Annotated in this window: 11 protein-coding genes and 1 pseudogene; 8 read left to right on the top strand and 4 right to left on the bottom strand. The window is 68.3% G+C overall.

Features of this window, described 5'->3' with window-relative positions; genetic code table 11:
• Positions 1–193: 193 nt before the first annotated feature.
• On the bottom strand, positions 194–1621 hold the full coding sequence (locus ACFWP5_RS16190) for a cation:dicarboxylate symporter family transporter (protein WP_384155835.1): 1428 nt from the start codon (positions 1619–1621) through the stop codon (positions 194–196).
• 253 nt (positions 1622–1874) lie between these two features.
• On the opposite strand from ACFWP5_RS16190, the gene ACFWP5_RS16185 reads away from it, so the two are divergent.
• Both ACFWP5_RS16185 and ACFWP5_RS16180 read left to right on the top strand, forming a co-directional pair.
• Complete coding sequence (locus tag ACFWP5_RS16185; protein ID WP_384155833.1) at positions 1875–3599, top strand: ATP-binding protein; 1725 nt, start codon at positions 1875–1877, stop codon at positions 3597–3599.
• Positions 3596–4279 carry a response regulator gene (locus ACFWP5_RS16180; protein WP_384155830.1) on the top strand — a complete coding sequence of 228 codons (684 nt, stop codon included), beginning with the start codon at positions 3596–3598 and terminating at the stop codon, positions 4277–4279. Before ACFWP5_RS16185 ends, ACFWP5_RS16180 begins: the two co-directional genes overlap by 4 nt.
• Here ACFWP5_RS16180 and ACFWP5_RS16175 read toward each other — a convergent pair.
• A pseudogene (locus ACFWP5_RS16175) lies at positions 4269–4769 on the bottom strand (hypothetical protein); the annotation flags it as partial. The gene ACFWP5_RS16180 and the pseudogene ACFWP5_RS16175 overlap by 11 nt on opposite strands.
• Positions 4770–4954: 185 nt before the next feature.
• Here ACFWP5_RS16175 and ACFWP5_RS16170 point away from each other — a divergent pair.
• From ACFWP5_RS16170 to ACFWP5_RS16155, 4 genes are all read left to right on the top strand, one after another.
• Positions 4955–5671, top strand: a complete 717-nt coding sequence (locus tag ACFWP5_RS16170; protein ID WP_384155827.1) for a tetratricopeptide repeat protein — start codon at positions 4955–4957, stop codon at positions 5669–5671.
• A 72-nt stretch (positions 5672–5743) separates the two neighbouring features.
• On the top strand, positions 5744–7147 hold the full coding sequence (locus ACFWP5_RS16165) for an extracellular solute-binding protein (protein ID WP_384155824.1): 1404 nt from the start codon (positions 5744–5746) through the stop codon (positions 7145–7147).
• Complete coding sequence (locus ACFWP5_RS16160; protein WP_384155822.1) at positions 7144–8112, top strand: carbohydrate ABC transporter permease; 969 nt, start codon at positions 7144–7146, stop codon at positions 8110–8112. Before ACFWP5_RS16165 ends, ACFWP5_RS16160 begins: the two co-directional genes overlap by 4 nt.
• Before the next feature lie 3 nt (positions 8113–8115).
• Positions 8116–8955 carry a carbohydrate ABC transporter permease gene (locus tag ACFWP5_RS16155; RefSeq protein WP_384155819.1) on the top strand — a complete coding sequence of 280 codons (840 nt, stop codon included), beginning with the start codon at positions 8116–8118 and terminating at the stop codon, positions 8953–8955.
• Here the strand turns inward: ACFWP5_RS16155 and ACFWP5_RS16150 are convergent.
• Positions 8945–9607 carry an HAD family hydrolase gene (locus tag ACFWP5_RS16150; protein ID WP_384155816.1) on the bottom strand — a complete coding sequence of 221 codons (663 nt, stop codon included), beginning with the start codon at positions 9605–9607 and terminating at the stop codon, positions 8945–8947. The two genes, ACFWP5_RS16155 and ACFWP5_RS16150, sit on opposite strands and share 11 nt — an antisense overlap.
• A gap of 65 nt (positions 9608–9672) precedes the next feature.
• On the opposite strand from ACFWP5_RS16150, the gene ACFWP5_RS16145 reads away from it, so the two are divergent.
• A complete protein-coding gene (locus tag ACFWP5_RS16145; RefSeq protein WP_384155814.1) occupies positions 9673–10221 on the top strand; it encodes a flavoprotein in 549 nt (182 codons plus the stop codon).
• A 478-nt stretch (positions 10222–10699) separates the two neighbouring features.
• Complete coding sequence (locus ACFWP5_RS16140) at positions 10700–11329, top strand: XRE family transcriptional regulator (protein WP_384155863.1); 630 nt, start codon at positions 10700–10702, stop codon at positions 11327–11329.
• Positions 11330–11410: 81 nt separating this feature from the next.
• Here the strand turns inward: ACFWP5_RS16140 and ACFWP5_RS16135 are convergent, their stop codons facing one another.
• Complete coding sequence (locus ACFWP5_RS16135) at positions 11411–12436, bottom strand: ATP-dependent 6-phosphofructokinase (protein WP_384155811.1); 1026 nt, start codon at positions 12434–12436, stop codon at positions 11411–11413.
• Positions 12437–12665: the final 229 nt, after the last annotated feature.

Below are 12665 nucleotides of genomic sequence, written 5' to 3'. Positions count from 1 at the left end.
TTTCCGGCACGGCACGGCACGCTAGTGCATCCGCGTGACAGCCGGCCGCAAGGGGCCGGACCGACAGGGGACGCGAGGTGGACCGGGCGGCTGAGCGACGGGGGGACACCCAGCCGCCCGGAGTCCATGGGGCGTCCGGGCCGTGTTCAGGCGGGTCCGGGCGCCCCGGCTTCGGGGGAGCGTCGACGAGCGCTCAGGCCTTGGCGAGTTCCTTCTCGCCGCCCTGCTCGGGCACTCCGTCGAGGTGGTCGTCGCCGCCCTTCTCGTCGAGCAACGTCTTCTCGTCGAAGGGCAGTTCACCGGCGAGGACCCGGTCCACCCGCTCCTTGTCGACCTCGCCGGTCCAGGTGCCGATGAGCAGCGTGGCGACGGCGTTGCCGGCGAAGTTGGTGACGGCGCGGGCCTCGCTCATGAAGCGGTCGATGCCGATGATCAGGCCGACACCGTCGACCAGGGCGGGTTTGTGCGACTGCAGACCACTGGCGAGTACGGCGATACCGGAGCCGGAGACACCGGCCGCGCCCTTGGAGGCGACCATCATGAAGAGCAGCAGGCCGATCTGCTGGCCGATGCTCATCGGCTGGTCCATGGCGTCGGCGATGAACAGCGAGGCCATGGTCAGGTAGATCATCGTGCCGTCGAGGTTGAAGGAGTAGCCGGTCGGCACGGTGATGCCGACGACCGGGCGGCTGACACCCAGGTGCTCCATCTTCGCGATGAGCCGCGGCAGCGCGGACTCGGAGGAGGAGGTGGAGACGATCAGCAGGAACTCACGGCCGAGGTACTTCAGCAGCTGGAAGAGGTTGACCTTGGCGACCAGCTTGGTCAGCGTGCCGAGCACGACGATGATGAAGAGCGCACAGGTGATGTAGAAGCCGAGCATGATCGTGCCCAGTGCCTTCAGCGCGTCCATGCCGGTCTCGCCGATCACGGCGGCCATGGCGCCGAAGGCACCGACGGGCGCGGCCCACATGATCATGCCGAGGATGCGGAAGACCAGCTTCTGGATGTACTCGACACCGCGCAGCACGGGCTCGCCGGTCCGGCCCATGGCCTGCAGCGCGAAGCCCGCGAGGAGCGCGATCAGCAGCGTCTGGAGGACCTGGCCTTCGGTGAACGCCGACACGAAGGTGGTCGGGATGATCCCGAGCAGGAAGTCGACCGGGCCCTCGGCGGCGGCCTGGGCCTGCGTGTGTCCGACGCCCTTGACGGCCTCGGTCAGGTGCATGCCGCTGCCCGGGTGGATGATGTTGCCGACGACCAGGCCGATGGCCAGCGCCACGAACGACATCGCGATGAAGTAGCCGAGCGCGAGTCCGCCGACCTTGCCGACCTGCGCGGCCTTCCGTACGGAGCCGACGCCGAGCACGATCGTGCAGAAGATGATCGGCGAGATCATCATCTTGATCAGCGCGACGAAGCCCGTACCGATCGGCTTCAGCTCCACGGCGAAGTCCGGCGCGGCGAACCCGACGGCGATGCCGAGGGCGACCGCGACGATCACCGCGATGTAGAGGTAGTGGGTGCGGTCCCGCTTCACGGGCGGTGCTGCGGGTGCGGCAGGTGCGGGTGCGGGGGTGCTGGCCACGGCTGCCCTCCTTGACGACGTCGTCGGCATCATCCGGCGTGCGGCTCACGACCGGCGGAACCCGGGCTGCGAGTGCGGCTCACGTCCGGGGATTCATGGGTCATACGGGTCTTACGGGTTCTACGACGGTCCGCACTGATCCGATTCGATACTGATCCGATTCGATGTGCGGCCTGGTCCGGGAGGCGGCTGCTTCCGGGGTTGCGGTGACTATCTCCCGGCTTGTGAGGGCGGTCACCCTTCCGTTCATTTAGTTCACGCGTAACCGGAGAGGCACACTGACGACATGCGCTTCCCGCACGTCCCCCGTCCCCGCAGCCTCGCCGGCCAGCTCTTCGGCATGCAGGCCGTGCTGATAGCGGTCGTCGTCGCCGGGTACGCGCTGTTCACCTACGTCAGCGACCGCAGCCAAGCGGAGGACGCGGCCGGCCGCCAGGCCATGGCGGTGGCCCGCTCGGTCGCGGACTCGCCGTCGGTGGTGGCGGCGATCGGTACGTCCGACCCCACCGCGCACCTGGAGTCGTACTCCCTCACCGTCCAACGGGACACTCAGGTCGACTTCATCACGATCATGAATCCGCAGGGCATCCGCTGGACGCACCCGGACCAGAACCAGATCGGGAAGAAGTTCCTGGGCCACATCGGGCCGGCCCAGCAGGGCCACACCTTCACCGAGACCTACACCGGCACACTCGGCGCGTCCGTCCGCGCGGTCACCCCCGTCAAGAGCGGCGACAAGGTCATCGGCCTGGTCAGCGCCGGCATCCGGGTCGAGGCGATCACCCAGCGGGTCCAGGACCAGGTCACGGCGCTGATCGGGGTGGCGGCCGGCGCCCTGGCACTGGGTGCCGTAGGGACGTACGTCGTGAACGCCCGCCTCCGCCGCCACACCCACGGTATGAACGCGTCCGAGCTGAGCCACATGCACGACTACCACCAGGCCGCGCTGCACGCGGTACGCGAAGGGCTGCTGATGCTCGACGGTCAATACCGGGTGGCGCTGATGAACGACGGTGGGCGGGAGTTGCTGGGAGTGGGCCCGGAGGTGGACGTGGTGGGCCGCTCGGTGGCGAGCCTCGGCCTGCCCGCACCGCTGACGGGAGCGCTGCTGTCGTCGGAGCCGCGCGTGGACGAGGTGCATCTGACGGCGTCCCGGGTGCTGGTGGTGAACACGTCGCCGGTGTCGGGCGGTGAGCGCCGCGGAACGGTGGCGACCCTCCGGGACGTCACCGAACTCCAGTCCCTGATGGGCGAGTTGGACTCGGAGCGGGGCTTCACACAGGCGCTGCGCTCGCAGGCCCACGAGGCCGCGAACCGCTTGCATACGGTCGTCTCGCTGATCGAGTTGGGGCGCGCGGAGGAGGCGGTGGACTTCGCGACGGCCGAACTGGAGCTGGCCCAGACGCTGACCGACCAGGTGGTGTCAGCGGTCAACGAGCCTGTGCTGGCAGCCCTGTTGCTGGGCAAGACGGCCCAATCCAACGAGCGGGGTGTGGAGTTGGTGGTGTCGGAGGACAGCGCCCTGGACGACGGCCTGCTGCCCGACTCGCTGTCCGCGCGGGACTTGGTGACGATCCTCGGGAACCTCATCGACAACGCGGTGGACGCGGCGCAGGGGAGCCTGCGGGCACGGGTCACGGTGACGGCGTACACGGAAGCGGGCGCGGACGGCTCCGCCCTGGTGCTGCGGGTCGCGGACACGGGGTCGGGGGTGGATCCGGCGCACGCGGAGGCGGTGTTCCAACGGGGCTTCTCGACCAAGCCGGCCGGGCCCGGTGGCCGGGGGCTGGGGCTGGCGTTGGTACGGCAGGCGGTGAACCGGCATGAGGGGACGTTGACGGTGGCTGAGGCGGAGGGGGGCGGGGCGGTGTTCGAGGTGCGGTTGCCTTTGTGGGGGGCGGATCGGGAGGCGAGCGAGGACAGCGGCGTTCAGGCGTCCCAGGGTTCGGGGTCGGGGTCGGGGTCGGGTTCCATGAGCGCGGGCTCTGTTTCCAAGGGTGGTACCTCGTGACTACGGCCCAGCCGATCCGCGTCCTGATCGTCGAGGACGATCCCGTCGCCGCCGACGCGCACGTCATGTACGTCGGCCGAGTACCGGGGTTCGTGGCGGTGGGCAAGGCACACACGGGGGCGGAGGCACGGCGCGCGCTGGAGCGTACGCAGGTGGACCTGTTGCTGCTGGACCTGCATCTGCCGGACGCGCACGGGCTGCAACTCGCGCGGTCGTTGCGGGCGGCCGGGTATCACGCCGACGTCATCGCGGTGACGTCGGCTCGGGATCTGGCGGTGGTGCGGGAGGGGGTGTCACTGGGGGTCGTGCAGTACGTGCTCAAGCCGTTCACGTTCGCCACGCTCCGGGATCGGCTGGTGCGGTACGCCGAGTTCCATGCGGCGGCGGGTGAGGCAAGCGGTCAGGACGAGGTCGACCGCGCGTTGGCCGCGCTACGGGCGCCTTCGCCTGCGGCGCTGCCCAAAGGGTTGAGTGCGCCGACGCTGGAGCGGGTGACTGTCGCTCTGCGGGATTGCGGGGAGGGGCTTACTGCGGCGGGGGTCGCGGAGGCGGTGGGGATTTCCCGGATCACTGCTCGGCGGTACCTGGAGCATTTGGTGGAGGCGGGGAGGGCTGCGCGTAGTCCTCAGTACGGGACTGTGGGGCGGCCTGAGTTGCAGTATCGGTGGGTCAAGGGGTAGGCGGGCGGGGCGAGTTGAAGGGCCTGGCGTAACTGAGGACCTGGTGGGCGAGGCCGACGACGATGAGCGCCTCGCCCACCGACAGGGCGAGCAGCCCGGGGGACGTCTGACCCGCGGCCCAGTAGACGACGAGACCGGCGAGCGGGACGACGCAGAACGCCAGCAGGTCGACCACACTCTGGATGACCTTGCGGGAACGTCGCCGGGTGTCGGAACGGTGGGCGGTCTCCCACGTGAACACCGCCTCGGCGTCGGTGAGTTCGGCGAGTCGGGGCCCCAGGTCGTCCCGTACATACGTCCCGATCGCGGAGATCTTCTCGTCGTTCACGAGGTAGGTCCAGCCGAGCACGACACACACCGGGGGCAGCGCGAGCAGCATCTCGGACTGCTTGGCCTGGGCCGCGGCGGCGATGACGGCGGCGACCACGGTGAGGGTGACGTAGAGGAGGTTGTCGCGGAAACCGATACGGGTCTTCTGCTCGTCCTTGACGGGGCGGGGGTTCCGACAGGGAGGTCGAGGACTCCGAGGAGGACCCCATCGGGGGGCTGCGTACGGGGGAGATCACCTCGACTTCCGGGGGAGCACCTTCAACGGGCCGTTCGTTGCCAAACGGGTGGGGCGGGAGGACGGGCAGCGGTAACAGCGGGGCGGGTCGCGGGTCCGTTCACGGTCCGGTGCCGGTTGCCACGGCCGCGTTGCCTGCGGTGCCGGCCGGATTCACCGGACGGGACGAGGACTTGGCGCGGCTGTTTCCCGTACTGGACCCGGCCGCGGAGTCCGAACTGCCGGTGGTGATCTGCGCGATGTCCGGCCTTGGCGGGATCGGGAAGACGTCGCTGGCGTTGTGTGCTGCGCACAAGGCCGTGCGGGACGGGTGGTTCCCGGGCGGGACTCTGTTCGTCGACCTACAGCAGACGGGCCGAATGGAGGAGGCCATGGACGCCCACACCCGCGCACGCGACCTGTACCAGACCGCCGGGGACCGCCACCTCAAGGCCATCACGTGGAACAACCTCGGCAACGCCCTGCAGCAGACGGGCCAGGCGGAGGAGGCCAACGACGCCCACACCCGCGCCCGCGACCTCTTCCAGACGGCCGGGGACCGCCACCTCGAGGCCACCGCGTGGAACAACCTCGGCGGCGCCCTGCGTGGGCTGGGCCGTGTAGAGGAGGCGGTTGAGGCGTACGAGAAGGCCCTGGACGGCTACCGGGAGTTCGACAGCTGGTACGAGACGGGCCGCACCCTCTCCAACCTGGCCATCGCCCACAAGCACGCCGCCCGCCCCGCCGAAGCCCGCACCAACTACCTCCATTCCGCCGCCGCCTACACCCGAGCCAACGCCCCCACCGAAGCCGCCGTCGCCCAATCCCGCGCAGACGCATTGACCTGACTAGACCACTCCACTTACCTTCACCGGGCAGCCATCCGCCCAGGCCACAACGTAGTGAGCCCGTAGGAGGTCATGCCCGTGCGCCCCACCGCCACCCGCCCCCACCGAACTGCCCTACTCACGCCCCTAGTTGCTCTCGCCGCTCTCTCCCTTGCCGCAACCACCCTCACCGCCTGCGGCAGCGGTTCCGGCAGCAGCCCCGACACCGTCAAGATCTCCTTCAAGCAGTCGACGGACAACTCCATCAAGGTGATGGACACCTACCTGGCCGACATCAAGAAGCAGTTCGAGAAGCAGTACCCGGGCAAGAAGGTCGAGCTCGTCCCCATCAAGGCCCCGGACTCGGAGTACTACACCAAGCTCCAGCAGATGCTCCGCTCGCCGAAGACCGCCCCGGACCTGGTCTACGAGGACACGTTCCTCATCAACAGCGACATCACGTCCGGGTACTTGAAGCCCCTCGACTCCTACCTCGACAAGTGGCCGGACTGGAACCAGTTCATCGACACGTCGAAGTCCGCCGCCAAGGCCGAGGACGGCAAGACGTACGGCGTCCCGGACGGCACGGACACCCGAGGCCTCTGGTTCGACAAGGGGATCTTCAAGAAGGCGGGTCTGCCCGCGAATTGGCAGCCGAAGACGTGGGCCGATGTCCTCGCCGCGGCCCGCACGATCAAGCAGAAGGTCCCAGGCGTCACCCCTCTCAACGTCTACACGGGGAAGCCGGCCGGCGAAGCGGCCACCATGCAGGGCTTCGAGATGCTGCTCTACGGCACCAACGACGGGACCACGGACCCCCTTTACGACAAGTCGTCGAAGAAGTGGATCGCCGGCGGCCAGGGTTTCAAGGACGCGCTCTCCTTCGTCCACTCGGTCTACAAGGAGAAGCTCGGCCCGGACGTCTCGGACGCCCTCGACCCCAACATCCAGACCTACGTGGCCGGTGAACTGCTCCCCAAGGGCAAACTCGGCATCGCCCTCGACGGATCGTGGTTGCCGCAGGCCTGGTTGAAGGGCAGCGGGCATGAATGGCCGGACTGGTCAAAGGAGTTGGGCCTCGCGTACATGCCCACCCAGCAGGGCCAGGCTCCCGGCAAGGTGAGCATGTCGGGCGGCTGGACCTGGGCCATCCCCTCCAAGGCCGGTAACCCGGGCCTTGCCTTCGACTTCATCAAGACGATGCAGACGAAGGCGAACGCGGAGAAGTGGTACATCGCCAACTCCGGTATCTCCGTGCGGAAGGACGTCGCCGCCGACCCCGCCTACGCGACCGCCCAGCCCGGCATCAAGTTCTTCACGGACCTGGTCGCGAGCACGCACTACCGCCCCGCCTACCCGGCGTACCCGAAGGTCTCGACCGCCATCCAGGAGGCGATGGAGGGCGTGACGACCGGCGACATGTCGGTGGACAAGGCGGCGAGTTCGTACGACGACGAACTCAAGTCGGCCACGGACAACCAGGTCACCCAGAAGTGACCACCGCACCCCGGCAAGCGGCGGGCCCGGACGTGACGAAGTCCGGCCCGGGCCCGGCCCCCCGACAGTCCGCGCACCAGCGACACCCCCGCAACGACCACCGCACCCTCCGCCGCATCCTCACCCACCTCCTCCCCCTCTCCCCCGCCCTGATCCTCCTGCTCCTCTTCCTGGCCGTCCCGATCGGCTACTGCGCCTACATCGCCTTCACCAATCTCCAACTCACCGGCCAGGCCCACTCGTCCTTCGTGGGCTTCGAGAATTTCCGTACGGCCTTCAAGGACGCGGAATTCCTCAACGCGGTCTGGCTGACGCTGGTGTTCACGGTGTTGTCGTCGCTGGTCGGCCAGAACACCCTCGGCCTGGCGCTCGCCACCCTCATGCAACGCGCCTCGAAACCGATCCGCACCCTCACGGGCGCGATCGTGATCACGGCATGGGTGCTCCCGGAGGTGGTGGCTGGCTTCCTCCTCTACGCCTTCTTCCGCCGCGAAGGCACCCTGAACGCCATCCTGGACTGGCTCCATCTCCCCTCCCAGAACTGGCTGTTCACGCTTCCGATCCTGGCGGTGTCCTTCGCGAACGTGTGGCGGGGAACGGCGTTCTCGATGCTCGTGTACTCGGCGGCCCTGAACGAGATCCCCCAGGAGATCACGGAGGCGGCGGAGGTCGACGGCGCGGGCGGCTGGCGCCGCATGTGGCACATCACGCTGCCGATGATCCGCCGCTCGATCGGCACGAACCTGATGCTGAACACGCTGCAGACCCTGTCCGTCTTCGGTCTGATCTGGGTGATGACGCGAGGCGGCCCGGGAAACAAGAGCCAGACCCTCCCCCTCTACATGTACGAACAGGCCTTCCAGAACAGCATGATCGGCTACGCCACGGCGGTCGCACTGCTCCTGCTCCTGGTCGGCTCGCTCTTCTCGGTGATCTACATGCGCCTGCTGCGAACGGAGGTCTGACCCATGGCACTCACCCTCTCCTCCCGCCGCACGAGCCGACGCCTGGCAGCGGACGCGGGGCTGTTGGTGGTCGCGGCGACGTTCGTACTGCCACTGCTCTGGGTTGTCCTGTCGTCCCTCGACGCCCACGCGGACCTCAAGGTGAAGGCCCCCGACGGCCTGACCCTGGACAACTTCCACGCGATCCTGAACTCGGACATCACCTTCACGCCCCTGCTCAACAGCCTGATCCTGTGCGGGTTCGGGACACTGCTGACGGTGGTGTGCGCGGCGCTGGCGGCGTATCCGCTGTCGCGGTTCCGGTCGCGCCTGAACCGCCCCTTCCTCCTGACGATCCTCTTCGCGACGAGCCTTCCGATCACCGCGATCATGGTGCCGGTGTACGCGCTGTTCGTGCAGGTGAATCTCATCGACACCATGCAGGGCACGATCTTCTTCTTCGCGGCGTCCCAACTGCCGTTCGCCATCTGGCTGATGAAGAACTTCATGGACGGCGTACCGAAGGAACTGGAGGAGGCCGCGTGGACCGACGGGGCGTCGTCACTTCAGTCGCTCGTGCGGATTGTTCTTCCGCTCATGGGGCCCGGGGTGGCGGTGGTGACCGTCTTCTCCTTCGTGATGATGTGGGGGAACTTCTTCGTCCCGTTCATGCTGCTGCTTACGCCGGATCAGATGCCGGCGAGCGTGAGCATCAATGAGTTCTTCGGGAATCGGGGGATGGTGGCTTACGGGCAGCTGGCCGCGTTCTCGGTTGTTTATTCGACGCCGGTGATTTTGTTGTATGTGCTGGTGGCTCGGCGGTTGGGGGGTGGGTTCGCGCTGGGCGGGGCGGTCAAGGGGTGAGGTTGTCAGTCCAGGAGCCCGCCACGATCGACGCGAGCTGGACAAGACTGTCGATACGCCAGTCCGCCACCGCCACGACCTCGGGGTCATCCACCCACAGATGCCCCCACGGACCACGACGGATGTGCGCGACGCGCAACCCCGCCCGCTTGGCGGGGAAGACATCGTTGGCCGGATGGTCGCCGACGTAGACCGTCCGGTCCGGTGCGGCCTGGGCCACCTCAAGTACCCGCTCGAAGAACTCCAGTTGCGGCTTCGCCACCCCCCAGTCCCCCGACGTGGCGACGAGATCCACAGGCAGATCGAGATCACGCAGCAACTCGCCAGCTCGGGAAGTCTGGTTACCTGCGACGACGACACGCACTCCGAGCTCGCGAAGCGCGGACAGGGCCGGGCGCACGTCGTCGTAGAGGTCGCTCTCGTCGAGGCACTCGCCGCGGCCGGCCGTTTCGCGAGCGCGGTACTCGGCGGCGACATCGATACCCGGCCGAACGAGACGGAGCGCCTCCGCATTGTCCTGGCCCCTGGCCACCACAGCCCCGACGAGTGCGGAGAGGGTGTGGCGGGGAACGTCCAGCCAGTCGGCCCACGACGCCCAGTACCGGTCGTCTCGGGTGATCGTCTCGCCGACGTCGAACACGATGGTCTCCATCACCCCTCGAAGCCTAGGCCGTCGCGACACATCAACGCTGATTGCCCCGTGATCGGATGACCCGCATGACGACCACCCCCCACGTCCTCTACCTCTTCGCCTCCGCCGCACCCCCCGTCTTCGACATCGCGAAGGTCATCGAGAACGCCCAGTCCCGCGGCTTCGACGTCTGCCTCGGTCTCACCCCCACCGCGGCCCGCTGGCTGAAGCCCCGACTCGGCGACCTGGAGCACCTGACAGGCCACCCCGTGCGCAGTGAGTACAAGATGCCGGGCGAGCCGGACGTCTGGCCGAAGGCGGACGTCATCGTGGTCGCGCCGGCGACCTTCAACACGGTCAACTCATGGGCGCTGGGCCTCACCCACGACTTCGTGATCGGTGTCGTCGCCGAAGGCATCGGCAAGGGCATCCCCATCGTCGCGATGCCCTGCGTCAACTCGGCCTACGTACAGCACCGGCAGTTCGAACGCAGCGTCGCCGAGTTGCGTGCCATGGGCGTACAACTCCTGTACGGCGAGGGCGGCTTCGTGCCGAACCAGCCCGGGCAGGGCAAGCCGAAGGAGTTCCCCTGGGGGCAGGTGCTCGATGCGGCCGCATCCGCGATGCGTACCTGAACGACCCGGCCACCGGCGTCCGCCGGACAGTCACCGACGACTTTGCGCCACCCCCCACTTCCCCCCACACCCGATCACCGCCCCCACCACAAACGCACTCCCCTTCGATCCCCGCCCACACACCCGACGCCGATCGAACCGCCCCCGGCAGTCCCAAGCCCCCGCCGCTCCGACGAATGGCAAGGTAGAGAGGCATATGCGCTACCCCTCAGCCGTCCCCGCACCCGCACAGCCACCACTCAGCGTCACCGCCCACCCCCCTTCCGCCCCCCGGCGATCTCTCCCCGCCCACCCCCGCACGACCGAATCCGTACGTTCCTACAATCCGTAATCCTGGCCGAACAGACCGTAGTCACCGCACCCAGGCACCCCTAGCTTGTGGCCCGTGCGCCGACCCCCAGCTCAGCCCAGCCAGTCCACGCCGCCCACGCCGCCGTTCAACGCGCCCGCCGCCCGCAGGCTCCGTACCGCGCTCAACATGGGTCCCGAACACGTCGCGTACGGCATGCGCGCCTCGTACGGGCTCCCCTATGTCACGCCTGACCTGGTCATCGCCTGGGAGCGTGGGCTCACCGCGCCCTCCGGTCCCGAACTCACCGCGCTCTCGGGCGTGCTGTGGTGCTCCCCGGCCGAACTCATCGGCAAGCCACGCACGCTGCGTGAGCACCGCCTCGCCCGTGGCCTCGCGCCGGAGGACGTCGCCCGTGCCGTCGGGCTCGAACTCCTCGCGTATCTACGGATGGAGGAGCACGACCAGTGGCACGGCACCGAGCGCCAGTCCTCCGCGCTCGCCGATCTGCTCGACCTCTCACTGCCCGACTTCGTCAGCGTCACGGGGCGCGACAGCAGACTCGCGGAGCTGCTGCGCAGTGCCATGACCACGCGCTGGCAGGCCTACGTACGCCCGATAGGCAAGATGGTGCCCCTGGACCGGCGCCTCCTGGAGGACTCCCTCCAGGAGTTGCACGAGGACTACCAGGCGCAGATGGTCGCCACCCTGAGCTGGGGCGGCGGCAACTCGGCCGTAGAAGCGGGCGAGGCCGGCCGTGACTTCCTCGACCAGATCATCAGCCGTTTCTGGTCCATGGTCGAGAGGAGTACGTACTGAGCACGCAGCTGCACAGACACCGAGCAGCACGCGCCAAAAAACGAACCCGCCCGGAAACCCCGGCCGGAAAACCGAACCCGGCTAGAAAACCGACTCCGCCTCGTCCATCCGGTCCTTCGGCACCGTCTTCAGCTCGGTGACCGCCTCCGCCAACGGCACCATCACCACGTCCGTCCCGCGCAGCGCGGTCATCCGCCCGAACTGCCCCTGGTGCGCGGCCTCCACCGCGTGCCAGCCGAAGCGCGTCGCCAACACCCGGTCGTACGCGGTCGGTACGCCGCCGCGTTGGACGTGTCCGAGAATGACCGGCTTGGCCTCCTTGCCGAGGCGGCGCTCCAACTCGTAGGCCAGCGCCGTACCGATGCCCTGGAAGCGTTCGTGGCCGAACTGGTCGATGGCGCCCTTGCCGTAGTCCATCGAACCCTCGGCCGGGTGCGCGCCCTCCGCGACGCAGATCACCGCGAACTTCTTGCCGCGCGCGAAGCGTTCCTCGACCATCTTCACCAAGTCGGCCGGGTCGAAGGGGCGTTCGGGAAGGCAGATGCCGTGGGCGCCGGCCGCCATGCCCGACTCCAGCGCGATCCAGCCCGCGTGGCGGCCCATGACCTCGACGACCATCACCCGTTGGTGCGACTCCGCCGTCGTCTTCAGGCGGTCCATCGCCTCCGTCGCGACCCCGACCGCCGTGTCGAAGCCGAAGGTGCGGTCCGTCGACGAGATGTCGTTGTCGATCGTCTTCGGTACGCCGACCACCGGCAGACCCGCGTCGCCCAGCATCCGCGCCGCCGTCAGCGTGCCCTCGCCGCCGATCGGGATCAGCACGTCGATGCCGAAGCCGCGCGCGATGTCCGGCACGTTCTCGCACGCCTCCCGCACCCGGTCCCGCTCCAGGCGTGACGAGCCGAGGATCGTGCCGCCGCGGGCGAGGATGCCGCTGACCGCGTCGAGGTCGAGGGTGCGGTAGTGACTGTCGAGCAGTCCCGCGTAGCCGTCCTCGAAGCCGATGACCTCGTCGCCGTAGGTCGTGACGGCTCGGTGCACGACCGACCGGATCACGGCGTTCAGGCCGGGGCAGTCGCCGCCTGCGGTGAGAACTCCGATACGCATCGTGCTGTGTCTCCTGGTCGCTTTTGACACCGGTGAGCCATGGGGATTGTTTCACGTCCTCCACAGGGATGCCGATTCCGTCCGATGTGCCGCGCCCCCGCCGCGCCCCGACCACTCCCCAGTACGCCCTTTGCAGCTCCCCTACTGACGGGCGACCTGTCCACCCTCGGAGGTACTGTCAAGAGGGTTCTGCTCACCTCGGTGGGCGATTTTTATGACCACCGCACAT

This window comes from Streptomyces sp. NPDC058469, from assembly GCF_042721125.1.
Lineage (GTDB): Bacteria > Actinomycetota > Actinomycetes > Streptomycetales > Streptomycetaceae > Streptomyces.
The sequence above is the reverse complement of the archived record's forward strand: the minus strand, read 5'-3'. Positions and strand labels throughout refer to the sequence as shown.